A 24643-nucleotide genomic window follows, 5' to 3' on the forward strand; every position below is an offset into this window, starting at 1 on the left:
ATGTTTTCGACCAAAATGAGCAAAGCGATGCTCGGTGCCGTGCTGGGGACGGTTTTATTGGTAACAGGCTGTGGAGGAGGAAGCGGAGCAGGAACGGCTGATAGCGGAAAAACAGCAACAGCACCTGCTGCTGGCAAAAAAGTAATCAATATCGGGCTGAAGGCAGATCCGCCATCGATGGACCCGAGCATCTCCACATCGCTTTATGATCGCCAAGTATACGCGAGTCTTTACGACAAGCTGTTCGATATCGATGCGCAAGGCAAGATTGTGCCGATGCTGGCTGAATCGTACGAAGTCACGCCGGATGGCAAGACTTATACACTCAAGCTCAAGCAAGGCGTGAAGTTCCACGACGGTACGGATTTTGATGCGGATGCCGTCAAATTCAACTTCGATCGCAACATCAGCGGAGAAAAATCCCGCCGCAAAGGGGAGCTGAAATTCGTTGAATCCGTGTCGGTTGTCGATAAAAGCACGGTGAAAATTCAATTGAAAGAGCCGTTTGCTCCGTTCCTCTCCGTGTTGACTGACCGTTCCGGCATCATCGTCTCGCCGAAAGCAGTCAAGGAGCATGGCGAACAATATCTCAACCATCCAGTCGGAACCGGGCCGTTCACTTTTGTTGAACAGGTAAAAGGCGACCACGTGACGCTGAAGAAAAACGAGAACTACTGGAACGGCGCGGTAAAAGTCGACGAAGTGAACTACAAAGTGTTCACGAACGGCACAGCCAAGGTGCAAAACTTGCGCTCCGGCACGCTGGACATCATCGATGATACGCCTGTGAAAGAAATCCCTGTCGTGAAAGGCGATACGAATCTGCAACTGATCGCCGAGTCGGGAATGGGCTTCCAAGGAATTTACTTGAACAACTCCCGCCCGCCGTTTGACAACAAGTTTTTGCGTCAGGCTGTAGACCGCGCCATTGAGCGGGAAGCGGTCGTGAAGGTACTGTACAACGGCTATGCGGCGCCTGCGCGTACAGCGTTTACCAAAGGAAATCTGGCTTACAACGAACAGTTGAACACACCAACAGCGCCAAATGCGGATGAAATCAAGGACTTGCTGGAAAAAGGCGGCAAGCCAGGCGGATTTGACTTCAAACTGTATATCGCGACTTCTCCGGAAAACGAGCAGCTGGGAGCTGTGCTGCAAAGCATGCTGAAGCAGTACAACATCAACATGACACTGGAGAAGCTGGAGTACGGACAGCTGATTGAAACAGGCGACAAAGGCGAATTTGACGCTTTGCAACTGGGCTGGTCCGGTCGTCAGGACCCTGACCAAAACTTGCATGACTTCGTCGTAACCGGCACTTCCAACAACAACGGCCGCATTTCCATTCCGAAGCTGGACGAGCTGGTTGTAGCGGCACGCGGGGAAATGGACGAAGCGAAGCGCAAAGCCTTGTACGATGAAGCAGCGAAACTGTTGCAGGATGAAGCGGGGTACGTGTACTTGTACCACCAATACGTATTGATTGGCATGAACAAAAAAGTAACGGGCTTCAACTATGTACCGGATGGCTTGATCCGTACCGCGACTTTGGACAAGCAATAAGGCAAGCGAAACACTATAAAGGCAAGAGCAAGGAGGAATTGCCATGATGTTCGTGGTCAGGCGTCTGCTGCTGACAATCCCGATTCTCCTGCTGGTGTCCATTATGACTTTTTCTTTGATCCACATGATCCCGGGCGATCCCGCCCGGGTCATTTTAGGACAGGAAGCGACACCGGAAGCCTATCAGGCACTGCGAACAGAGCTGGGTTTGGACCAGCCGATCGTAGTGCAATATTTTTCCTGGCTGGGAAAAGTGCTGCAGGGCGATTTGGGAATCTCGATTACGGACCGGGTGCCGGTCTCTGAACTAATAATGCAAAGGCTGCCCGCAACAGTGGAGCTGACGATCGGAACGTTTCTCGTCGCCATCCTGATTGCGTTTCCGGCCGGGATTCTGGCGGCTGTGCGCCGCGGGACGTGGGTTGATTACACGAGCACCTTTACCGCGCTGGGCGGAATGAGCATCCCGAGCTTTTGGCTGGCAATGATGATGATTATCTTTTTTGCGGTCAACAACCAGTGGCTGCCTGCCTCCGGCTATGTTCCGTTTCTGGAAAATCCGACGCAAAATTTGCTGGCGATGATTCTTCCCTGTTTGGCGACAGGGCTGAGGGAGTCTGCGGTCCTGATGCGGATGCTGCGCTCTTCCTTGCTCGATGTGGTCAGCATGGACTTCATTCGGACGGCAAAAGCAAAAGGCTTGAATGAAGCACGGACGATTTTGGGCCATGCGCTGCGCAACGCCATGGTGCCAGTGGTCACGACTTCCGGATTGATGATCGCGGGGCTTTTGGGCGGATTGGTCATTACCGAGTCGATCTTTTCCATTCCCGGCTTCGGCCGTCTGATCGTCGAATCCGTGTTCAAGCGGGACTATGTGACGGTACAAGGAGCGATTCTCGTCTCTGCGGTGCTGGTAGTCATGGTCAACCTGGCTGTCGATATGTTGTACGCGGTGATCGATCCGCGCATCAAAGCTGGGAAAGGAGCGGGTGAGTGATGAAAACCGCACGCAAATTCCTCCGAAATGGTCTTGGCGTCATCGGAGCAGTCATTATTCTTGTGCTCATTCTGGTAGCCATCTTCGCACCACAGATCGCTCCTTTTGACCCGAATGCACAAGATTACAACAAAGTGATGATGCAGCCGGACGGTGAGCATTTGTTTGGGACAGACGACCTCGGTCGGGATATTTTCTCCCGCGTCGTCTACGGTGCGCGAATTTCCATCCAGGCTGCGCTGATATCTGTTGGAATTGCCATGCTGATCGGCGTGCCGATCGGTTTGCTGTCAGGATATTACCGAGGCTTTTGGGATGAGTGGGTAGTCATGCGGAGCGTCGATGCGATGCAGGCTTTTCCGTTTTTGATTTTGGCGCTCGCGATCTCGGCGGTGCTTGGTTCCGGTTTTGGCAACGCCATGCTTGCGATCGGCATCGGCTTTGCGCCTGCCTTCATCCGGATTACCCGAGGTCAGGTTCTGTCTTTGCGCAACATGGAATATATTCAAGCGGCGCGTTCGGTCGGGGTAAAAGATGCGCGCATCATTTTCCGCCATATCCTGCCCAATGCGCTCAACCCGATTGTGATTCAGGCGACGCTCGCCATGGCATCAGGCATTATCGCCGAGGCTTCGCTTTCCTATCTGGGATTGGGTGTGCAGCCGCCGACGCCGTCGTGGGGCAGCATGCTGAACCAGGCGCAAACATTGATGTCTGTCGCACCGTACGCGACGTTTTATCCGGGCATCGCGATCTTTTTAGTCGTGCTGGGCTTCAACTTGCTGGGAGATGGATTGCAGCAGGTGCTGGACCCGCGCTCACGTAAATAATCAAAAGCCCTACGCAGGGAAAAGGAGTGGAGCAGATGACGACCATCTTGGAAGTCGAACAACTGAGAACCCGGTTTCGCACGGACAGCGGTGTCGTCAGTGTAGTTGACGGCGTCGACTTCTCCATCCGTGCTGGTGAAACACTCGGTGTCGTAGGCGAATCAGGCTGTGGCAAGAGCGTAACCAGCCTGTCGATCATGCGGCTTTTGCCACCCAACGGAAATACGAGCGGAACGATTCGCTTTCACGGAAAAGACGTGCTGGGGCTGTCGGAAAAAGAAATGCAGGCTGTGCGCGGCAACGAGATTGCAATGATTTTTCAGGAGCCGATGACTTCGCTCAATCCGCTGCATACGGTAGGCAGACAAATTGAGGAAGCCGTCATGCTGCATCGACAAGTGACAAAAGCGCAGGCAAAAGAGCGGGCAATCACCATGCTCAAGGCAGTCGGCATGCCTCGCGCAGAAGAGATATACGGAGAATTTCCGCATCAGCTCTCGGGCGGAATGCGGCAGCGGGTCATGATCGCGATGGCGATGTCCTGCGATCCGAAGCTGATCATTGCCGACGAACCGACGACGGCGCTAGATGTGACGATTCAGGCGCAAATTCTCGACTTGATGCGTGACCTGAAAGAAAAAACGGGAACCTCGATCATGCTGATCACGCACGATCTGGGCGTAGTAGCCGAGATGTGCGACCGTGTCATCGTCATGTACGCTGGGCAGGTCGTCGAGGAAACAGATGTGGATACTTTGTTTGAAAGTCCGAAGCATCCGTATACGATTGGCCTGATGAACTCCATACCGGAGCTGGACGAGGAACGCGAATATTTGGAAACCATCCCAGGGGCAGTTCCTTTGCCGCATCAGATGCCGACTGGCTGCCGTTTTGCGCCGCGCTGCTCCAGGGCAATGCCGATCTGCAACGAAAAGCCGCCGGAACTGTTGCAACTGAACGGGACAAAATGCCGTTGCTGGCTGTATGCAGAGGAGGGAGAGCAACAATGACGACACCTCTATTGGAAGTAAAAGGACTTCAGCAGCATTTTCCGATCAAGGGCGGCTTTTTGAAACGAACGGTCGGACACGTCAAGGCAGTGGATGGCATCGACTTGACTGTCTACCCCGGAGAGACGCTCGGGATTGTAGGCGAGTCGGGCTGCGGAAAATCGACGACGGGTCGAACGATCTTGCGCCTTTTGGAGCCGACGGCAGGGGAAGTCTGGTTTGACGGGAAAGATTTAGCGAAGCTGCCCAAAGAAGAAATGCGCCTGATGCGCAAAGATTTGCAAATGATCTTCCAGGACCCGTACGCTTCGCTGAACCCGCGCATGACGATCAAGCAGATTTTGCTGGAATCGCTCATGGTGCACAACATCGGGACGAAGCCGGAACGGGAAAAGATCATTGAAGACATCATTCAAATCGTCGGCTTGCGAAAAGAGCATCTGAACCGTCACCCGCACGACTTTTCCGGGGGGCAACGGCAACGGATCGGGATTGCCCGCGCGCTCGTGGTCAAGCCAAAGCTGATTATCGCGGATGAGCCTGTTTCTGCCCTGGACGTATCGATTCAGTCGCAGGTGCTGAACTTGCTGAAGGATTTAAAAAAGGAATTTAATTTGACGTTGATGTTCATCTCGCATGACTTGTCGGTAGTCAAACATTTGTGCGACCGGATTGCGGTGATGTATTTGGGGCGTGTGGTGGAAATCGCCGACAAGCGGACGCTGTTCGAGAATCCGAGCCACCCGTACACACGGGCGCTGCTCTCGGCTGTTCCGGTAGCGAAGCCGCGGCAAAAGCGCGAACGGATTTTGTTGACGGGGGATTTGCCAAGCCCGGCGAATCCGCCAAGCGGCTGCACGTTTCACCCGCGCTGCCCGTATGCAACAGATATTTGCCGCTCGCAAACGCCCAGTCTGTCAGACATCGGCGGGGGCCAACTGGTATCCTGTCATCTGGTGCAATCGGGAGAGGTGCTCCGCTAAGGCAAGGGATGGAGGTACGAACATGGTTTACTGGCATTTGTTTCTCGCCTTTTTCCGCATCGGGATATTTGGTTTCGGCGGAGGACCGACGATGGTTCCCCTGTTTTACACCGAGTGCGTGAAAAAGTATAAATGGGTATCGGATGAAGATTTCTCGGACAATTTGGCGCTCGCCAACGCACTGCCCGGGCCGATTGCCACTAAGCTGGCGGCTTTCATCGGCTATCGGGTAAAAGGCTGGATGGGCGCACTGGTGGCAAATATCGCCGTGGTCATGCCGATCGTGCTCGTCATGATTGGACTTTTGCAGGTGATCTATCAATGGAAGGACGCGCCTGGCGTCTACGGCATGATTCAGGCGATCGGCCCGGTGATTGCCGTCATGACAGGCGTGCTGACGTGGGAGTTTCTCGCAAAAGGCTGGAAGGGAGCAGCGAGCAAAACAGGCGTGAGCATCTCGCTCGGTCTGTCGCTTGTAGCGCTGCTTTTCCTTGACTGGCATCCGGGCATTGTCGTGGGCATTGCGCTGCTTGTCTCGTTCGCATACTCGACCTGGTCTGTCCGCAAGCGCAAGAAGCAGGACGGCAAGGAGGGAGCGGCATGATTTATCTGCAACTGTTTTGGGCTTTTTTTATCTCTAACATATTGGGGTACGGCGGAGGGCCGCCGAGCATCCCGCTCATTCAAAACGAGGTCGTCGATCATTACCACTGGATGTCGATAAAGGAGTTCGGGGAAGTGCTGGCGGTAGGCAATGCGCTGCCAAGTCCAATCGCGACCAAGCTGGCAGGCTACATCGGCTATCAGGTGGCAGGTGTGCCGGGAGCGACTGTCGCTCTGCTCGCTACGGTTGCGCCTACTGCCATCGCGATGATTTTGCTGCTTCAATTCATTAACTTGTTCCGCAACGCACCGCAGGTGAAAGCGATGACGCAATCGGTTCGCCCTGTCGTGACTGTTTTGCTGGGAACGATGACGTATCAGTTTTTGCTGGGGGCAGTCGAAGGGATCGGCTGGATACAGACGGGCATTTTGACCGTTGCGTCTTATCTGCTGCTGGAAACGTGGAAGGTGCATCCTGCTTTTGTCATGGTAGCAGCGATGGTGTATGGGTACATCTTTATCGGCTAACGAGCAAGCAACGATAACTACATCAAGGAGGCATAAACCATGGTTAACTACGATGCAATGGAATACCCGTACGCTTCAAAACGTGTGACCACCTTTGCGAGAAACGGTATGGTCGCAACCTCGCAACCGCTGGCGGCACAGGCAGGTCTTGATATTTTGAAAAAGGGCGGCAATGCGGTAGATGCGGCGATTGCGACGGCGGCATGCCTGACTGTCGTGGAGCCGACGTCCAACGGGATCGGCGGCGATGCGTTCGCGCTGGTCTGGATCAAGGATGAGCTGCACGGTCTGAATGCGAGCGGGCCAGCTCCGCAAGCGATTTCGATCGATGCGCTGAAGGCAAAAGGTCTGGAAGAAATGCCGACATACGGCTGGACGCCAGTGACTGTGCCAGGTGCTCCGGCAGCATGGGCAGCCCTGTCCAAGCGCTTCGGCAAGCTGCCGTTGACGGAAGTGTTGCAGCCTGCCATCGATTACGCGGAGAATGGCTACCCGCTTTCGCCAACGCTCGCTCATTACTGGAACGCAGCGTACAAAAAGTTTTCGCAGCTGTGCAAAGGCGAAGAATTTGCGCACTGGTTCTCCACTTTTGCGCCAGAGGGCAAGGTGCCAAAAGCGGGCGACATCTGGAAATCGCCAGGGCATGCCGCTACTTTGCGCGAGATCGCGGAGACAAACGGGGAGAGCTTCTATCGCGGCGCGCTTGCCGACAAAATCGACGTCTTTTCCCGCGAGTGCGGCGGCTATTTGCGCAAAGAAGACCTGGCGGCATTCGAGCCGGAATGGGTACAGCCAGTAGGCGTCAACTACCGCGGTTACGACGTGTGGGAAATTCCGCCGAACGGTCAGGGAATGATCGGGCTGATGGCGCTGAACATTTTGAAAGGCTATGATTTTGCCGCAAAAGACACGACAGAGACGTATCACAAGCAGATCGAAGCGATGAAGCTGGCGTTTGCGGATGGGTTGAAATACATCACAGAGGAAAGCAAAATGAAGGTCGCAGTCAAAGACTTGCTGTCCGAGGAGTACGCAGAGGAGCGCCGCGCGCTGATCGGCGACGAGGCGTTGACGCCAGAGCCGGGGCAGCCGAAGTCGAGCGGAACGGTTTATTTGGCAACAGCCGATGGCGAAGGCAACATGGTGTCGTTCATCCAGAGCAACTACATGGGCTTCGGCTCGGGAGTCGTCGTGCCAGGAACCGGGATCGCCATGCAAAATCGCGGGCACAACTTTTCGCTCGATCCAGGCCACGACAATTGCCTGGAGCCGGGCAAGCGGACGTTCCACACGATTATTCCGGGCTTTTTGACCAAAGACGGAAAAGCAGTCGGTCCGTTCGGTGTAATGGGTGGCTTCATGCAGCCTCAAGGTCATGTGCAGGTAGTCATGAACACGATCGATTTCCACCTCAATCCGCAAGCGGCGCTGGATGCCCCGCGTTGGCAGTGGATGGAGGGCAAAACGGTGGAGCTGGAGCGGCACTTCCCGGAGCACCTGGCGCAAGCATTGGAGCGCAAAGGGCACACGATCAAGTGGGCACAGCTCGGCAACTACTTTGGACGCGGTCAAATTATTTGGCGGGATGAAAACGGCGTGCTGAGCGGCGGGACGGACATGCGCGCAGACAGCAGCATTGCCGCGTGGTAGGGGAGTACAAAAATTTGCGAATGAATAATGCCGGAGCTTAGCTTCGGCATTTTGTTTTTATTTCGTCATAATAAGAAAATCTTGTGCTTTACTTGTTTCAACCGGTAGATAAAATATTTGTTCGACTTTCAAGTTGTCTAAGCTAACGATTGCGAATTTTGCTCCGATCTCTGTATGACCTTTGACTTGAGATAATATATACAGTTTATCTTTTTCAAACTTGGATCTCATGTACTCTAAATTTAGACTAACGATTCTTGAAATAGAGTCATCGTTCGGGTTTAGCGAAAGTAATCCTGCACTGCCAGAATAGTTCACAAAGCAAACATACAAGTTGTTGTTATGACCAAGGTACAAAGTATCTGCAAAAGCTACATTAGGAGGATACTTGATCTGCTTGATTTTTCCGGTACTTATTTCTAGTTTTGTCAGGTAATTTTCTGTGGAAAGAAATAGATAACCATTTACTGCGATTATTTCAGTCGCCCCTTCACTAATTGGGTAAGAGTTTGTAACGGTACTTGTCTTTCTACTAATGATATGAATTTCATCTTTCTCAGTAGTAGTATTGTAATTCAGAACATATATGTTATTTTTGTCATAAGTTGCATTTGTTAAGTAAGCAGGTAATTTAATTTGATATGTTTTATTGTTTATCCGATCATTAACATGCAGTAAGTTTTCGGTGTAACTGAGATTAAAGCTTTCTATTTGAATATCCTTGTCATCAATAATAAAAGAATAAGGAGCCTCTTGGTTGTGTTCTGAAATGGAGTAGTCATTTTTGACTATATATTTTTTTGAGATATGTTCTGCAGGTAAAATTAGTTCATTGTGTTGGCCTTTTATTAAATTTGGCGTATCGTTTATGTTATATGACACCTTATGGAATTTTTCACCATCATCAGTAGCCAAAATATAGGTTTTATCTTTAAATGGACTGGAGTATAAAAATAAGTATTTATTGTCCATTACGCTCTGGACTTTTGCTTCCAGTGTGTTTTTGAAGAAGAGTATACCAGTAAAAATTAGACTTGAACAAATAAACAGCATAATAAAGCTAGTTTTTAAGAATAAGCCTCTTTTCATTTCATCATACACCTCTAAAGATTGATTTGTTAGAACTCAAAAGAAAGAGTGTGCTCTTCACACACTCTTATCTCCACATTAATATTCCACAGTTAATTTCGAGTCGTCGATATCTGCAGGAGTTACAAGAAAGCCACCATCAGCATCAACGTCAAAACCTTGTTCATACCAAGCTTTCCATACCAGTTGTGAGCAGTAATATGCGTCAGTAAAATGTTTTTGCACGTTTAGCTGATATGGTTTCCCCAATTGAGAATATGCATATTTTTGTGCGTTTGTAAAATCACTGTCATCTGCACCTTTGACATAAAATTTGTAAGCCGAGTCAAAGCGACTTCCCCAGTTGTTTTTATATACGCGGACTCCTTCTTTCGGCCAAGCTTCTACAATGTAATCATTGCTTTTCCTTACAATGGCTGCATGCCCATGGTTCCAGCCACTTGTTTCGTTGTCATAAGTAATGAGTATATCTCCAACTGTTCCCATCTTGCCACTGGAGGCAAGGGCCTTTTGCTTACTTTGTTCATCTTGAATTTCTTTATATTTTTCAGGTGCATTTTTCTTTAATTCTTTCAGGGAATCAATTTCATTTCTTTTTTTGGCCTTACTTTTTTGTTCTTTCTTGGCTTCTGTTTCTTTTTCTTCCTTAGCTAACTCTGCTTGTACTTCAGAAGAGGTTAAATCTAAGAGACCTTCCTGTGAATTGCTGGAGGCATGAGCAAGAATAGGAAGGGTAGAGACGCTTAAAGCAGTAATGGTGAGAGCAATAAGTTTGTTTTTTAAATTCATGATAGCCAACTCCTTTTTTTAAAAAAAATAATACTAACCGGTTAGTATTTGTAATACAATATAACATGGGTATAAATGGAAGTAAATAAAATGTTGTAAAAAAGGGGAAAATATGTAAAATGAGTGAAGTAAACAAACACACGCAGAAAAGCAATGAATCTTATCAAAAGATCATGGATGCAGCTGTTAAAGTTTTTGCTCAACATGGTTATGACAAAGCTTCAATCGACTTATTGGCAAAGGAGGCTGGATATACAAAAGGAACCTTTTACTTACACTTTAAAAGTAAAGAGGACTTCTTTTTAGAGTTTATGGATCACAAGTTGTCCATTTACAAACAGCATTTTCTCCCTTTGCTAAATTCCAATGAGCCGTTTGAAAGCGTAGTCAGTCAAGGTGTACACATCTTTTATCAATTAAGTAATCAAGATAATTGGATTCAAATCTTTTTTGAGTTTTGTTCCATTGCTGTCAGAAATGAAAGCGTCAGAGAGAGGATGTCTGCATATTACCAAGAATGGTTCCAGCTAATATGCCTGGTTTTAGAAAAGGGAAAACAAACGAAGCAACTCCCGGAAAACCTGGATTCGAAAATAGCTGCCAGCGCAATAGTTGCCGTGCTTGACGGCTACAATCTTCAAAATAGTTTTGTTGCCGATTGCAGATCAGTTGAACAAGTAGAAAGATTGATTAAACAAATTCTGGGGCTTTTCTGATAGGAGGGAGGGAACCCATGGAGACGTTGCCTTCTTGGGTCTGGGGTTTCTATTATGTATTCATTTTGATAGCGCTAGTCAGCAGTATTGTGTATCTCATTCGGAAACAGCGCAAGCTTCTTTCCATACTGACCATATTGTCCTCCATAATTGGACCGATTGTATTCTTTTTACAGTCCTTGCTGCGTGCTTCCGGGACGGAAATAGATAACTTGTGGCATAGCCTTGGTCAAGGGGAGATATGGGCTTTGTTTGTCCTCCTGGCGTTTATGGAAATGCTAGTGTGGTATGTAACGCTTATTAAAGATTTTTTGGGGAGAAGGGGGAAAAGGAACAGTCTCAAAACGTAAGAGGAGCAGTATTCCCTTTTATAAAAAGTTTTTTCCTGCAAAATGAAAGAGGCAAAAAAGGCACTTGGCAGCATCGCAAATTCGGCTATCGTTAGTTTGTGACAACTTGCCGATAGCCGAATTTGAAAAGATGCTGAAAGTACCTTAACAATCACTAGCTTTAAATCGCTTATTCGGACTCAGAATGGTCAGCGTTTGCTGCGCCTCTAGGCTCGACCAACATGACATGGGCTTCCTTTTCGGCGAACGGCTTTTGCGCGGCTCCCCCCGGGACAATAAACATCTCGCCCTTGGAAATTTTCACCTGACCATCGCGAAAAGCAATGAACATCTCTCCTTCGAGCACGATAAATACTTTATCGACACCATCATGCTCATGCCATTCAAAATCTCCGTCAATTTTAATCAGCTTGAATTGAACGTCATGTATTTCCCCCACGACTTTCGGAGACCAAAGCTCGTTGATTGCAGATAGCTGCTCATTCAGATTAATAACCTCGTAATTCATAGGAATCCCTCCTTTTTTTGCCTGCACTGTACTTACCCTTACCTTTCAAAGAGCGGGATAGCATCTATTGTCACTCGCATGTTGCACAAGAGTGATTTCGCTCGGATTTTTCGCGTTTTTTAGACCTTGCTATTTACGCAAGGCATCTGTGATATTTTGCAAAGCGTATTGGATAGCTAATGGGCCGCCAGTAATAGCGGAAGTATCCATTAGATGCACGTTGCCTTTCTTCACGGCATTCAGATTGTTCCATACCTTGCTTTGTTGCAAGTCATTCATCAATGCTTCCTTTTTGGTAATGTCGCCGATCAGGAAAATATGGTCGGCTTGAACAGTGGAAATTCCCTCAAACGCAGTAAACTCATTGTTCGTACCTGTAAATTTATGATCTGGTGTAAGCCCCAATCCCTTTTCTTTATCGAACGCGAGTTTATAGACTGGATTTCCTTCACCTAGTACATTGAACGTTTTTCCATCCCAAGACAAAATGAGAGTCACTGACTCGCCTGCCATCGGCTTTAAGGCTTCGCGCCCGGTTGTAATGTCGTTCATCATCTTGTCGATGACTTTTTCCGCCTCGTCGTCTTTGCCGATAATCTTGGCTACTGTACGAATCCCGTATTGCCAATCATTGTAGATGTCCTTGGTGTTTAACGTAATGACTGGCGCCACTTTTTCCAGGGAATCATACATTTTTTCATGTTGTTCTGTTGCCAAAATAATATCAGGCCCAATGGAAAGAATTTTCTCGATACTAGGGGATACTTTATCTCCCAGCTCTTCGGCTGAATCCAGCTTTCCTTTTAAATAAGCTAAAGAAGCGAGAAACTCTTTTTCCGTAGAACCAGCAGGTGGCTCGCCTAATGCCACTAATATTTCCGGATAAAAGTACCATAGCGCGGCCAATTTCTCCGGTTTTTTCTCGATCACAATTTCTTTGCCTAACGAATCTTTAAATGTTCTTGGCCAAGCAGGTGTATCTGTCTTAGCTGTGGATGTAGATGTACTTTCCGGAGCGGAGCTTTTATTTTCGGCAGGTGCTTGATTGCAGCCTGCTAGTATGCCTGCTAGTAATAGAGTGGAAATTAACAGGCTTTTTATTTTTGGCATGGGCGATTCCTCCGACATGATGTTTTCTTTGGCTTGCCATTAGTATAGTAAAGCCATTTTTCGGAGAGAATGGATGCCTGTTGAAATCAGCATGGATTATTGATGAACTGCTCGCGATATTCAGTGGGGGAAATGCCTAATTGTTTTTTGAACACTCGACTAAAATAAAAAGGATCGGCAATGCCAACCGTTTGTGCAATTTGCTGTACGGGCAATTCACTTGTTACTAGCATTTCTTGCGCCATGTTGATGCGGTACTTCAATAAATATTCTGCCGGTCCCATGCCTGCATATCTTCTGAATACGTAAGAAAGCCGATTGCGATTGACGTTATGTTGTTCTGCAAGCGATGCTATCGTAAGGCTTTGATAGTAGTGTTCATGAATATATTGAGCTACCCGTTCGAATAATGCGTGTGGTTCATAGCTGTTTTGCCGATTCGCAACACATAACAACGCTTCATTCAGTACATCTCGAAACAGCATCTCGGTCTGAAACATGGAAATGCCGCCACGCTGATTGTACACATGCCAAAGACGCATGATTAATTCGATCAGACGGGGGGATTGTCCCGTTGCTAATTCAAAATGCTGATGCGAAAAGCTGGACGCTTCCAGTTCTGCGTTACATATCCGATATTGGACGAGAATATATTCCCAGTTTGTTTTGCCAAACATTTTTTGCGCCAGACTCATTTTTGCACCGCCATGCACCACTTTTCCTGGCGAAAGAATATAAGGCGTACCATTAAACTGGAATTGCACCTTCCCTGTAAGGGGAAACACGAATCCAGGATAAGAATCTGTATAGTCAGCGTGAGGCACACCGGGATCTCTGGCATATCGATATACTCCTTCTACTTGAAAAGGAATGTGTGCAAAATGCTTTGCTAACTGATCAACGTCGATTTTCACATTGCATGCCTCATTTCCATCGTAGTTTGCCGGCTCTCGTCTATTTCCACATTATTGATAATGAATATCAGTGTCAATCTATTTGCACAACAAAAGTGCCGCTCCCGGCTCATGTTCAAACAGCCGGGTGGCGGCATCGGGTCAGTTTTTCGTAAAACTTATGCGCTTGTTCAGAATTTGTTCAGATGGTCAGAGTACAATGAGGAGTACGTATAGAAAAGGTCTTGATTCCTATTTTAGCCAAAATAATCCTGCCTGTCTTTCTACGGGGCATTCAATAGGGATTGAGTCCTGCTGAAACTTTCGATCAAACACAGGTCGGGATGGGAGAAGTCATGTCAATGAGCAGCATCATGATAGTGGATGATACCGCTTTTACGAGAGCCATGCTTCGCAACATACTGGAGTCCCTGGGGCTGGAAGTGACGGTGGAGGCTGATTCAGGCGAAGATGCCGTCCATAAATACGGGCTGTACAGGCCAGAGCTTGTCTTTATGGACATTTCCATGCCGGGTATGAATGGGATTCGCGCCTCTCACAAAATCATGGATATGGACAAAGATGCGAAGATCATTATATGCTCAGCTGTCGTGCGGCGCGATACCGTCATCAAGGCGATTCAGGCTGGTGCGCGCGATTTTATCGCCAAACCGCTTCAGCTTGACCGTGTGGAATGGGCTGTTCGCAATGCATTGGGCTAAAGATTTCATGTATGAAGACGAGCTTGACGACACCATTTTTCGTTTGGATGAGACGAATAATCATGGTGTTTTTGATTTGGAAAAGAGGGTGGGCTGAAATGAAAGGGACCAGGGCGACAGGAAGGCATGCGGGCAGCAAAGTATTTCGTCATGAGCTGAAGTATTATCTTCACTGGAGCGACTACGAGACGATCAGAAAAAAGCTGCGGCTGATTGCGTATCTAGACCCGCACTCGATTGACGAAACAGGCTATCAGATTCGCAGCCTGTATTTTGACGATATTCAGGACATGGCTCTGGAAGATAAAAAGAACGCCGCATCCAGCGGCAGAAAGTATCGAATCCGCATCTACAACAACAGTGACGCTGCAATCAAAATGGAGCGAAAGAGCAAGATTGGCGGGTACATTTGCAAGGAAGCGGTTGCGATTGCGCGGGACGAATATGCGAGCATCATGACGGGACAAACCGATTTTCTCAAGGAGACGGAGAGCAGTTTGCTCCGCGATTTTTATGTGGAGAGCCGACAGCCCCTTTTTGCCCCACGGATTGTAACCGACTACATCCGGGAAGCGTATGCGATGGAAACAGGCAATGTGCGAGTGACCTTCGACAAGCAGCTGATGACCACTGTTGATTTCGATGATCTGTTCAACGACCAGCTCGCGATGGTGAGCGTCATTCCACAGCCGATGCTGATTATGGAAGTCAAGTTCGATCATTTCCTTCCTTTTAACATCCAATATTTGCTGCAAAATTTGAGCAACCAGCGGACGCTGATCTCCAAATACGCTGTATGCAGAGAAAAAACTAAAAATTTAAACAATTAACAGTACGAGCGTGGAATGCAGTCTTTTTCGCAGATGTCAAAGCCCTTCCTGACAAATGGGCCGGGAAGGGCTTTCGAGTAGCGCTTGTGCGTAGCCTTACGCATACTGCTTTGCTTTCCACGCTTGAAACCAGTTCGAAATATCCTCATTCACAGCGGAATCAAGCTCTTGCTCCCAGCGCGTAGCGAGCAATTCATACTGCTCTTCGACCGATGCGGGATCATTCATGGCGTCGTAGAGCTGCATCAGGGAGAAATAGCAGTCCTCGTCCAAAGGATGCAAAAGCTGAATGCGCTCGTTTACTTGAATCGCTTCAGCAAGCATGCCTTTTTCCTGATAGAAGTGGTTCATTTTTTTCGCGAGCTGGAGCCATAATCGGCGCAGACGCTCCCGCTCGTACTCGGCCCACAAATAGTCGTACTCGCCAAAGTAATCGCCGCTGTACATGGCAAGCGTCTGCTCGTAATCTGCGATGTTGTCGCGAGCAGGCGGAGCCAGCTGCGCCAGGCGCTTCTCCCATTCATCTACGTCAATCAACGAGGACTCCACTGTCAGCTTGTAGCCCGTTTCGAGGTTGCCTTTGTTGATCGTAACCGTTTTGATGCCGGATCGCTTCAACGTTTGGCGGATCAAATAGATCGCTGTGTAGAGCTGAGGCATTCCTTTGGATAAATCGTAATCGGGCCATAAAAGCTCCAAAAGCGTATCTTTGTCCACCGTTTTGTTGCGGTGATGAAACAAGTAGGCAAACAGTTCGCGTACTTTGTTTGTTCGCCATTTGATCTCCTGCGGCTCCTGGCCGGACATGTGGAACTGGAGATGGTTGAAGCATTGGATGGAGACAAGCGGTGTGGCTTGCTGTTCGGTTGTTTGCGCGATGTTGATTTTTTCCCGCAGACGCTCGACGGTTTTCTCCAGCCGTTTCAGTTGGACAGGCTTCATGATGTAGTCCAGCGCGCACAGTTCGAAAGCGTCTACTGCATATTTGTCGTAGCCGGTCACAAAGACGATTTCCGGGGAAGGATCGGCATTCTGGAGCTGCTCCCCGATTTCCAGACCGTTGATTTGCGGCATGTTGATATCGAGAAAGACGACATCCGGGCGAAGCTTATGCGTCATTTCAATCGCCTGGATCGGGTTGGTAAACGTCCCGATCACCTGTATGCCACCTATTTTTTGCTCAAGCATGATCTGTAGATGTTGCAAAGGCAGTTGTTCGTCATCGACCAAAATTGCTTTCATCGACTTCTCCTTCCTTACGTTGTCTTGAATGCATAAAACTCCCTCTATTGTAGACATCACAAGCCTCTGAAAAGTTGCTTTAATCAGCCGAAAAGGAATTGTAAAGCTTATGGTGAGATTTCAGCCACGCATCACTCCGGTACATATCGGCTGCTGATTCAACTGGATGAACACGCGCGTTTTCCTTCCGGCCGGGCTTCATCGCGGCATGACGGTTTCCTTTCGCGTGCCTAAATCGCATAGGGAAAAGCAGGGCAAGAGTGGTTTGGCAGAAGCGGATCTGCTGAACCACTCTTTTTGTCATACAAGTATTTTGGTCCGTGCGCGATTCGGCAAAATACGCCGGGCAGCGAGGGAGCAGGATCAAGGTAAAAGGACCTGTTCCGAGCGGAAATGGCAAAATGTTTTTTCTAAAATAACCCAAAAAATTTTCCCGAATGCGCAACAATATTCCCCAAATGATCGTCAGTGGTGGTGAAATTTTCCTCCAAAAGAAAGGGGGAGGAGGGCGCGTGCCGACCTTGTATGTCATCGTTCCCATTCTTTTCGTAATGGCAGTGGCTGTGTATACAGACCTACGCTACCGACTGATTTACGATTGGTTGACGCTGCCTGGGATCGCCTATTTTCTGATCGCGCATGCGGTTCTTCGGCCGGAAGACTGGCTGGCGCACCTCCTGGGGGTCGTCGTGCTTGGCGGACTGTCGCTCGGGATGGCCGTCATCAGCAATGGGCAGTTGGGGGGTGGCGACATCAAGCTGCTTGCCGTGGTTGGGGCAGCGTTGGGCTGGCAGGCGGGATTGTTCGCGATGGTGCTTGCCTATCTGCTTGCCGGAGTCATCATGCTTCCCGTATGGCTTGCCTCAAGACTGTCGCGAAAGGTGACTTTGGATCGGGAAATCCCGCTGGCTCCATTCATCGCGGGGGGAACCGGACTGTTGCTGGTAATGGTTATCTATTACTAGGCGGTGATTCTCGGGGAATAATCCGATAGTAACAGTGTGTGTTTTTACTTATTATGGAAAAATGGGCTGTACAGCATGATTTGACATTATTCTAGCTACAGAAAAAGAGAGGGAACCTTTTCATGTTGGAATCGAAACGACGGGCAATTATTTTTCTGGCGTTATCCTTTTTGCTTGCGGCTCTGGCCGGGTTTCTGTTTTTGAAGAAAATCAAGGACATGAACGCGCAGCTCGGGGAGATGGTGGAGATTTACGAGGCGAATGTCGATATTCCCTCTCGTGCCTTGATCCAACCCGATCAATTGACGACAAGACAAATTCCGAAAAAGTACGCGGATGGTTCGTACGTTGTCGACAAGATGAGTCTGAAAAATCAGGTAACGGTTGTCCCTTTGTCGAAAGGCGACATCATTACGAAAAATATTTTGAAGCCGGCGAATATGGTCCGCGATCAAAACAATCGGCTGATTACCGTGTACGCGTCGGGAAACATCATGTTCGACCAGGAGCTGGAGGCGCTGGACCGTGTGGATATTATCATCTCGACTACGAAGGCGGGTCAGCCTGTAACCGAAGTGTTCATGAAGGACGTTCCTGTCGCCATGGTGGCGAAGTCGGACAACAAATTCAAGGGCGTGGCGCTGGAGCTGCCGTTTGAGGATGTGCCCAAATTCATCCATCAGCAGCACTACGCCGAGCTGATGCGCATTTTGAAAGCCAATGTCGGCAAAGGAGAGCTGGGGATTCCCGACCCGTTTACAACCACGGAGCCGAACAAGACGGAGACGGCGCCAAAGCCAAAGCCTGCGGAAACAAAGCCGCAAACGCCGCCAGCCACAACACCAGCGACTCCGCCAGTGACGGCACCAGCGGCTCAGCCAGCCGGGCAAACTCAGCCAGCACCGACCAATCAGCAGCAGCCAGCGAAACCGCCAACTTCGGTACAGCCGCCAACCAATCCAGCACCCAAAACCGGAGGGTAAGTCATGAGCAAAGAAGTGAAAATTCTTGTAGTCGCAGATTACGATTCGGTCAAGGAAATGCTCACGGAATTTTTGGCCGGGTATGAGCAAACACGCTATACGACCTCCAGCGAAGTGAAAAAAGAAATCGACCGGATCGGACCCGATGTCGTGTTGCTCGTCCAGCCCGAGGAGGGGGCCGGAGTCGAGCTGGTTCAGTACATACAGAGCGAGTTGCCAGAGGGAATCGTCATTTTTTTGACGGAAAGGCAAGATTTTGCCCTGCTGCGGGATGTCGTCCGCGCCGGAGCAGTCGAGTACATCGTCATGCCAGACGAGTTGAACCTGTTGACCGATCGCCTCGAAAAAATATCCGAGCTGTCCCAAATCCAGCAGCGCAAAAAAGGCGCGGATGCTTCCGGCAAAGCGTTTGTGCGCGGGCGGGGCAAGGTGTATTCCTTTTACAGCGGCAAGGGAGGCAGCGGCTGTACGCAGCTTGCCACAGGCTTTGCCCAGTCGCTGAAGCTGGAATCGACGGCCAGCGTGCTTTTGATTGATCTCAACCTGCAGTACGGGGGCGTGGAGACGTTCCTGTCGTTTGACAGCAACCGCACGCTGGGGGACCTGATTCCGGTCATGAACGAGATGAACGAATTTCACATCCGCAACGTGGCGCAGCGCGAGGCTCACTCCAAGCTGGAAGTGCTGGTCAGCCCGCGTGACGCCGAGATTGCGGAAAATATGTCCGAGGCGTTTGTCACGCGCCTGATCCGGGCGAGCCGCCGCAGCTATGATTTCGTCATCATCGACCTGCCGAGCCATATGAACGAGCTGGTCTATGCCGCTTTGTCGGAAGCCGACATGATTTACTACGTGATGAACCTGGATACGCCTTCTGTGCAAATTTATCGGCTCGTCGAAGACTTGTTCAGACGGCTGCGCATCGATACCGAGGGCAGGCTGGAAGTCGTCGTCAACCAGGTGGGCCGGGATAACGAGCTGGCCGTGTCCGACCTGAAAGGGCTGTTCAACGCCCCGATTACCGCGGAAATCAGGCGGGATCACGCGGGGGTGCAGGCGGCTGTCAATCAGGGAAGGCCGTTGCAAAAAGAAGCGAATGAGAAAAAACTGACTCCTGCGGCAAAAGACATCCGAAAATGGGTCCAAAGCAAACTGTCTTGAGGGGGGAGCTAGATGGCTTTATTCAAGCGCAAGCAAGAGCAGAAGACAGCAGAAGATGAGTCGTCACGGACGACACTGGCAGCGACACTTGCGGCTCCCGCCTTCAATCCGTACATTGACGAGCTGGCAGAGCATTACAAGACACGCCTTTTGCGGGAAACCAACCTGGAACGGTTGACCAGCCTTGGCTCGCAGGAAATGCGGGTGGCGATTGAGCGTCTCGTGTCGCAGTACATGTCGGAAGAAAAAGTCGTGATCCCGCGCAGCGAAAAGGAATTGCTGCTGACTCGCCTGATCAACGAATCAGTGGGGCTGGGGCCGTTGGAGCCGCTGCTTGCGGACCCGGAGATTACGGAAATCTCGATCAACGGACACAACCTCGTCTACATCGAAAAACGCGGGCGGCTGGAGTTGACCGACTTGAAGTTTCGCGACGAGGAACATTTGCGACACATCGTCGACCGGATCGTGGCTCCGCTCGGCAGGCGGATTGATGAAAGCTCGCCGATGGTCGACGCCCGCCTGAAAGACGGGAGCCGGGTGAATGCGGTCATCCCGCCGATCAGCTTGAACGGAACGCTGGTGTCGATCCGCAAGTTCCGCAAAGAGCCGTATTTGATGGACGATTTGCAACAATTCGGCTCGTTTGACGAGGCGATGTCGTGCTACATCCAGGCAGTCGTGGAAGCGAAGATGAACGTGCTGATCTCGGGCGGTACCGGGAGCGGGAAAACGACGCTGCTCAACGCGGCCGCGCGAGCGATCCCCCACTACGAACGGATCATCACGATCGAGGACTCGGCGGAGCTGAAGCTGACCCATCCGAACTGCGTCGGACTGGAGGCGCGCCCGCCGAACATGGAGGGAAAAGGCGAAATTACGATCCGCCAGCTTGTGCGCAACTCGCTGCGGATGCGTCCCGACAGGATCATCGTCGGGGAAGTGCGCGGCGCAGAGGCATTCGACATGCTGCAAGCGATGAATACAGGTCACGAAGGCTCACTCACCACGGTGCACGCCAACTCGCCACTGGACGCCTTCAACCGTCTGGAAGGGATGGTCGTCATGGCGGGAATGGATTTGCCCTCTGCCATCGTCCGCGAGTACATCGTCAGTGCGCTCGACATCATCGTACAGGTCATGCGGCTGTCGGACGGGACGCGCAAGATCGTCTCGATCTCCGAGGTGGCGAAGTCGGAGGACAAACGGGTAGAGGTGCAGGAAATTTTCCGCTTTCACCGGACTGGAATCGGCAGCAAAGGCGAAGTGCTCGGATATTTTACCCCGACCGGAATCATCCCGCGCAGCCTGGAGCGGTTCAAAGTATTCGGGATTGAGCTGGACGAGTCGATGTTTACGGCGAAAGGAGGGGGCAGACGTGAGCCTAGCTATTCTGTTTAGCCTGGCGGTGCTGTTCGGAATTTGGGGCATGTACGAATACCTCGGATACCGCACGAAGAAAAACGAGTGGAAAAAGAAAGCGGAAGACTGGTACGAGGTAAAGACACAGCGCAAAAGCTTCATCGTCGTCTGGGGCGACCGCTTCGACCAGAAGCCGTACGCCCAGGAGATCGACAAAAAGCTGAAAAAGGCCAACATTCCGCTGACCCCTTCCGAATTTTTCGCGGGCATGTTCGTCGGGACGATGGGGCTTGGGTTTTTCCTGCACAGCGTAGTGGCGATTCCGGCTCCCTACAACTTCATGGCGGGCGGAGGCGCGATGTATGTCATCCAGAAAGCCGTCTTTTTTGCCCGGCGCCACAAATATTTGGAGAGATTGAACGATCAGCTCTCGGAGGTGTGCCGCCTGCTTGCCAACTCGTTGCGCGCAGGGCTGACGCTGACCCAGGGGATCGCGATTGTGGCAAAAGAACTGAACGCTCCGGCGGGAGAAGAGTTCAAGCGGATGTCGCGGGAGCTGGCGCTTGGCGTCAGTTTTGACCGGGCGCTGATGGAGATGGAAAAGCGGATTCCGACGCGCGATTTCCGCATTTTCGCGGCGACCTTGCTCATCCAGCGCAGGGCAGGGGGCAACCTGAGCGAAGTGCTGCAGGAGATGGCCGAGACGATGGAGGAGCGCCGCCTCGTCTCGCAAGAAATCAAGACGATGACCGCCGAGCAGCGCTACGTCTCGTATCTCGTGCCGATCATGCCCGTCGCCCTGGTGCTGATGATGAACATGATTAACAAAGGCTTTATCGATCCGCTGTTTACGCCGATGGGGCTGGTGCTGCTCGGGCTGTTCCTGATCGGAACGTTGCTGTCCTACATCCTGGTGAAAAAAGTGACCAACATAAAGGTGTGAAACGATGGATGCACTAATCATCACCTGTCTGTTTCTGTTTTTATTGTTCTTTTCCATATTTTTAAAGGAATGGTATTTGTTTTCTGTGCAAAAGCGCACGCTGATCGAGCATATGTACGAGGTGACGGGGCAGCGGACGTACGATGTGCGCAAGCCGGAAACGGCCTCGGAACGACTGGTCAAGCGGCTGTTGCGCTACGGGGATGACTATGCGGTCCTCGGGCAGCGTTTCAACTTTTTCAGCGAGTCGCACGAGGTGGAGGACTGGCTGCTCAAGGCGGGCCGCCCGCTCGATCTGACTGTAGCCCGCTTTCAAGGCGTCAAAATCGTGCTCGCCCTGCTCGGCATCATCATCGGGGCGTTGTTGTTCGTCCTCGGCTTTCCGTTCGCCCAGTTCGGGCTGATCCTGTGGCCGCTGGCTGGCTATTTTTTGCCGATCCTCTGGTTGAAGAAAAAGGCGAGCGAGCGCCAGCAGCAAATCCGCTACGATCTGCCCGAATTTCTCGATACGGTCAGCGTGACGTTGCAGGCCGGAGTCAGTCTCGATCACGCCCTGCGCGAAGTCATCCGCTTTTTCAGCGGGCCGATTCAGGAAGAGTTCTCGCGCTTCAACCAGGAGATCGACCTCGGTGTGCCGCGGGAAAAAGCGTACGAGCAACTGCTGCGGCGCAACGACAACCCGGAATTTCAACTGTTGATCAAGGCATTGATCCAAGGAATGCGCCTGGGTGTGCCGATCTCGGTGACGTTCAAGGTGCAGGCGGACAACATGCGGCGAATGCGCAAAGAGCTGGTCAAGGAAAAAGCGGCGAAGGCCTCGCCGAAGGTCACGCTGATTACCACGCTCGTCGTCGCCCCGACCGCCATGCTGATGATCGGCGGCCTGATGGTACTGAACATTTTGGAAAATGCCAAGACGTTTACGGGCATTTTCCAATAAATGCTGGATCGGATGCCTGTAAGGGAGGTGATGCAGGCAGAGGTGTCCGGGAGTCATTTTTTACCTATTAAATACATTCCCGTTTGGAGGAAAAAACGATGGTGACAACATTGATGCAAAAACTGTTTGTAAAAGCAAGCTTTTCCCTGCGCAACGAAAAGGGAGCGCAATCGATTGAATGGATCGCACTGGCTGCAGTCGTCCTGGCGGTGCTTGGCGCTGTAGCGACCTTTTTCAGCAAAGATGAAAACGTGGGCAACGCCGTTTCCGGCACGCTGTCCGATGTCATTGAGCACATTGGCGACAAGATTACAGGTGACTAATGCCAAGCGTCAATTCCGGTGCCTACGGTTAGTGGTGGAAGCTGATTTTCACCACTAACTTTCCCTGTTTTTTGCCTGGGAACAACAAGCAGCTCTGAAATGACGGAGGTACATACAGATGAAAGCTATCAAGGTACTGATTGCAGCCCTCGGGCTGATGGTCATCTTGCATGCTTGCTCCAGCGACGAACCGTCGAGCACGCGGGAACCGACAACGCCACCGGAAGCGGTGTCCAACGAGCAGGTGGAACAGCCAGTCAATCAGGAGCAGAAGTCGTCGAAGGAGGAGCAAATCGCTTCCCTGAAAGCATTGCTTCCTGAGGGAGCCACAAAAATTCCGGAGACGGCCGCCGAGATTGCCAGCTTTCCTATCGGGCGCTATGCGGGAAGCAACTATTCCGAGCATGAACAAGAGCTGCAGACGTTTTTGCAGGAGCTGCCCACCATCGAAAACCCCGATCAGGAGGTTGTCGGCATGTACTATATGGCGCTGCTCGGGCTATTCGCCGAAGACTACCCCGATCCGGAACGGCTGATCGAAGATATCAAAATGGCTTCGTTCGGAAGTCCTGAAATCGACGATCCCCGCTTTCAGTTCAAGGAGCAGTACAACGTCGAAATTATTCTCGACGCGAGCGGCAGCATGGCAGGCCGGATGGACGGCAAAACCAAAATGGATGCAGCCAAGGAAGCGATCAAAGCGTTTGCCGAGACGTTGCCCAAAGAGGCGAATGTGGCCCTCCGCGTGTACGGGAACGAAGGGAGCGGCAAAGACTCCGACAAGGCGCTTTCTTGCAGCAGCAGCGAGCTGGTGTACCAGTTGCAAAAATACGACGCCGGAAAGCTCGCCGCAAGCTTGAATCAATTCCAACCGACGGGCTGGACTCCGATCGCTCATTCCTTGCAGGAGGCAGAGAAAGATTTGAGTCAGCTTGCCGGGGACAAGAATACCAACCTGATTTTTCTCGTCAGCGACGGAATCGAGACATGCGGCGGAGATCCGGTGGCAGCAGCGAAGCAGTTGGCGGATTCCAACATCACGCCTGTCTTGAATGTCATCGGCTTTGACGTGGACGGAGAGGGACAAAAGCAGCTAAAGGCAGTCGCAGAAGCAGCGCGCGGCCGCTATGTATCGATCCGCGACAAAAAAGGGTTGCAGGACGAATTTTCCAAAGCAAAAGAAATTGCGGACGAGTGGTACAAATGGAGGCGCAAGGAATCCAGTGAAGCGTACTCCCGAAAAGTCAATCTGCTCGTAAACAATACGCACTACAAGCTGGAGTGGAAGTTTTTGGCCGACGATGAGAAGCGAAACGTCGACTGGATGATTCGGCAGATCAAACGGGATAAACGGTTCCCGCAGCAGCTCGCCGAAGAGTTGGCCCGATTGCAGGATGAACATAAGCGAAACGTGGATAAACGGGCGGACGAACTGGAAGACATGCTCGATTCTCTGGCCAAAAAATCATACAAGGAAACCATTGAAGCCATTTCTGAGCAGTACGGCATCAATGCAGGCGGAAACTAGCGCCGCCAATCAGTGGTTTGCC

The 24643-nt window shown here is 50.7% G+C and carries 27 protein-coding genes; 20 read left to right on the forward strand and 7 right to left on the reverse strand.

The genetic code is table 11. From position 1 onward, the window contains the following. The 8 genes from M2298_RS19540 to ggt are packed head-to-tail and all read left to right on the forward strand — an operon-like array spanning position 1 to position 8167. Positions 1-1563: an ABC transporter substrate-binding protein gene (locus M2298_RS19540; RefSeq protein WP_173599434.1), complete on the forward strand. Its 1563-nt coding sequence runs from the start codon at positions 1-3 to the stop codon at positions 1561-1563. A gap of 43 nt (positions 1564-1606) precedes the next feature. Beyond that, complete coding sequence (locus M2298_RS19545; protein ID WP_063229594.1) at positions 1607-2563, forward strand: ABC transporter permease; 957 nt, start codon at positions 1607-1609, stop codon at positions 2561-2563. After that, positions 2563-3393 carry an ABC transporter permease gene (locus M2298_RS19550; protein ID WP_063229593.1) on the forward strand — a complete coding sequence of 277 codons (831 nt, stop codon included), beginning with the start codon at positions 2563-2565 and terminating at the stop codon, positions 3391-3393. The genes M2298_RS19545 and M2298_RS19550 overlap by 1 nt, the downstream gene beginning before the upstream one ends. A gap of 35 nt (positions 3394-3428) precedes the next feature. Then, on the forward strand, positions 3429-4403 hold the full coding sequence (locus M2298_RS19555) for an ABC transporter ATP-binding protein (RefSeq protein WP_173599435.1): 975 nt from the start codon (positions 3429-3431) through the stop codon (positions 4401-4403). Continuing rightward, positions 4400-5386 carry an ABC transporter ATP-binding protein gene (locus M2298_RS19560; protein WP_173597815.1) on the forward strand — a complete coding sequence of 329 codons (987 nt, stop codon included), beginning with the start codon at positions 4400-4402 and terminating at the stop codon, positions 5384-5386. The genes M2298_RS19555 and M2298_RS19560 overlap by 4 nt, the downstream gene beginning before the upstream one ends. A 22-nt stretch (positions 5387-5408) precedes the next feature. Further along, complete coding sequence (locus M2298_RS19565; protein WP_122965602.1) at positions 5409-5990, forward strand: chromate transporter; 582 nt, start codon at positions 5409-5411, stop codon at positions 5988-5990. Beyond that, complete coding sequence (locus M2298_RS19570; RefSeq protein WP_122965601.1) at positions 5987-6517, forward strand: chromate transporter; 531 nt, start codon at positions 5987-5989, stop codon at positions 6515-6517. Before M2298_RS19565 ends, M2298_RS19570 begins: the two co-directional genes overlap by 4 nt. A 39-nt stretch (positions 6518-6556) precedes the next feature. Next, entirely contained in the window at positions 6557-8167 is a 1611-nt protein-coding gene (ggt, locus tag M2298_RS19575) for a gamma-glutamyltransferase (protein WP_173599436.1), read from the forward strand. A gap of 57 nt (positions 8168-8224) precedes the next feature. Here ggt and M2298_RS19580 read toward each other — a convergent pair whose 3' ends face one another. Both M2298_RS19580 and M2298_RS19585 read right to left on the reverse strand, forming a co-directional pair. Then, positions 8225-9256: a hypothetical protein gene (locus M2298_RS19580; protein WP_274874805.1), complete on the reverse strand. Its 1032-nt coding sequence runs from the start codon at positions 9254-9256 to the stop codon at positions 8225-8227. 78 nt (positions 9257-9334) lie between these two features. Beyond that, positions 9335-10045, reverse strand: coding sequence for a YiiX/YebB-like N1pC/P60 family cysteine hydrolase (locus M2298_RS19585; RefSeq protein WP_217022668.1), 711 nt, complete (start codon positions 10043-10045; stop codon positions 9335-9337). A gap of 119 nt (positions 10046-10164) precedes the next feature. On the opposite strand from M2298_RS19585, the gene M2298_RS19590 reads away from it, so the two are divergent. Next, complete coding sequence (locus tag M2298_RS19590; RefSeq protein ID WP_217022666.1) at positions 10165-10761, forward strand: TetR/AcrR family transcriptional regulator; 597 nt, start codon at positions 10165-10167, stop codon at positions 10759-10761. Positions 10762-10778: 17 nt separating this feature from the next. Continuing rightward, positions 10779-11111 (forward strand): hypothetical protein, encoded by a 333-nt coding sequence (locus tag M2298_RS19595; protein ID WP_173597817.1) that lies wholly within the window; start codon positions 10779-10781, stop codon positions 11109-11111. Positions 11112-11280: 169 nt separating this feature from the next. Here the strand turns inward: M2298_RS19595 and M2298_RS19600 are convergent, their stop codons facing one another. From M2298_RS19600 to M2298_RS19610, 3 genes are all read right to left on the reverse strand, one after another. Continuing rightward, positions 11281-11619 carry a cupin domain-containing protein gene (locus tag M2298_RS19600; RefSeq protein ID WP_173597818.1) on the reverse strand — a complete coding sequence of 113 codons (339 nt, stop codon included), beginning with the start codon at positions 11617-11619 and terminating at the stop codon, positions 11281-11283. A 129-nt stretch (positions 11620-11748) separates the two neighbouring features. Beyond that, positions 11749-12729 (reverse strand): ABC transporter substrate-binding protein, encoded by a 981-nt coding sequence (locus M2298_RS19605; protein ID WP_173599439.1) that lies wholly within the window; start codon positions 12727-12729, stop codon positions 11749-11751. An 86-nt stretch (positions 12730-12815) separates the two neighbouring features. Beyond that, positions 12816-13643, reverse strand: a complete 828-nt coding sequence (locus M2298_RS19610) for an AraC family transcriptional regulator (RefSeq protein ID WP_217022661.1) — start codon at positions 13641-13643, stop codon at positions 12816-12818. A 341-nt stretch (positions 13644-13984) separates the two neighbouring features. Between M2298_RS19610 and M2298_RS19615 the strand changes: the two genes are divergently transcribed. Together M2298_RS19615 and M2298_RS19620 are read left to right on the forward strand one after the other, a co-directional pair. After that, complete coding sequence (locus M2298_RS19615) at positions 13985-14344, forward strand: response regulator (RefSeq protein WP_122965594.1); 360 nt, start codon at positions 13985-13987, stop codon at positions 14342-14344. Positions 14345-14442: 98 nt separating this feature from the next. After that, entirely contained in the window at positions 14443-15174 is a 732-nt protein-coding gene (locus M2298_RS19620; protein WP_122965626.1) for a polyphosphate polymerase domain-containing protein, read from the forward strand. Between the two features lie 96 nt (positions 15175-15270). On the opposite strand, the gene M2298_RS19625 is transcribed toward M2298_RS19620, so the two are convergent. Together M2298_RS19625 and M2298_RS19630 are read right to left on the reverse strand one after the other, a co-directional pair. Beyond that, positions 15271-16416 (reverse strand): response regulator, encoded by a 1146-nt coding sequence (locus M2298_RS19625; RefSeq protein WP_217022659.1) that lies wholly within the window; start codon positions 16414-16416, stop codon positions 15271-15273. A gap of 79 nt (positions 16417-16495) precedes the next feature. Then, a complete protein-coding gene (locus M2298_RS19630; protein ID WP_274874813.1) occupies positions 16496-16948 on the reverse strand; it encodes a hypothetical protein in 453 nt (150 codons plus the stop codon). Between M2298_RS19630 and M2298_RS19635 the strand changes: the two genes are divergently transcribed. From M2298_RS19635 to M2298_RS19670, 8 genes are all read left to right on the forward strand, one after another. Next, positions 16929-17381 (forward strand): prepilin peptidase, encoded by a 453-nt coding sequence (locus M2298_RS19635; RefSeq protein ID WP_233454110.1) that lies wholly within the window; start codon positions 16929-16931, stop codon positions 17379-17381. The genes M2298_RS19630 and M2298_RS19635 overlap by 20 nt on opposite strands. A gap of 122 nt (positions 17382-17503) precedes the next feature. Continuing rightward, the gene (locus tag M2298_RS19640) at positions 17504-18364 is read left to right on the forward strand and encodes a CpaB family protein (protein WP_274874814.1); all 861 of its coding nucleotides are present in this window, start codon (positions 17504-17506) and stop codon (positions 18362-18364) included. 3 nt (positions 18365-18367) lie between these two features. Then, positions 18368-19525, forward strand: a complete 1158-nt coding sequence (locus M2298_RS19645) for a CpaE/TadZ family protein (protein WP_173597822.1) — start codon at positions 18368-18370, stop codon at positions 19523-19525. A gap of 12 nt (positions 19526-19537) precedes the next feature. Next, complete coding sequence (locus M2298_RS19650) at positions 19538-20926, forward strand: TadA family conjugal transfer-associated ATPase (RefSeq protein WP_122965590.1); 1389 nt, start codon at positions 19538-19540, stop codon at positions 20924-20926. After that, the gene (locus M2298_RS19655) at positions 20904-21830 is read left to right on the forward strand and encodes a type II secretion system F family protein (RefSeq protein ID WP_280648986.1); all 927 of its coding nucleotides are present in this window, start codon (positions 20904-20906) and stop codon (positions 21828-21830) included. Before M2298_RS19650 ends, M2298_RS19655 begins: the two co-directional genes overlap by 23 nt. Before the next feature lie 4 nt (positions 21831-21834). Then, the gene (locus M2298_RS19660) at positions 21835-22770 is read left to right on the forward strand and encodes a type II secretion system F family protein (protein WP_122965588.1); all 936 of its coding nucleotides are present in this window, start codon (positions 21835-21837) and stop codon (positions 22768-22770) included. A gap of 98 nt (positions 22771-22868) precedes the next feature. Then, the gene (locus M2298_RS19665) at positions 22869-23093 is read left to right on the forward strand and encodes a hypothetical protein (protein ID WP_122965587.1); all 225 of its coding nucleotides are present in this window, start codon (positions 22869-22871) and stop codon (positions 23091-23093) included. Positions 23094-23211: 118 nt separating this feature from the next. Beyond that, entirely contained in the window at positions 23212-24621 is a 1410-nt protein-coding gene (locus M2298_RS19670) for a VWA domain-containing protein (protein ID WP_280648987.1), read from the forward strand. The last annotated feature ends 22 nt before the right edge of the window (positions 24622-24643 follow it).

This window comes from Brevibacillus sp. 1238 (assembly GCF_029892995.1).
In the GTDB taxonomy this organism is placed as follows: Bacteria; Bacillota; Bacilli; order Brevibacillales; family Brevibacillaceae; genus Brevibacillus; species Brevibacillus parabrevis.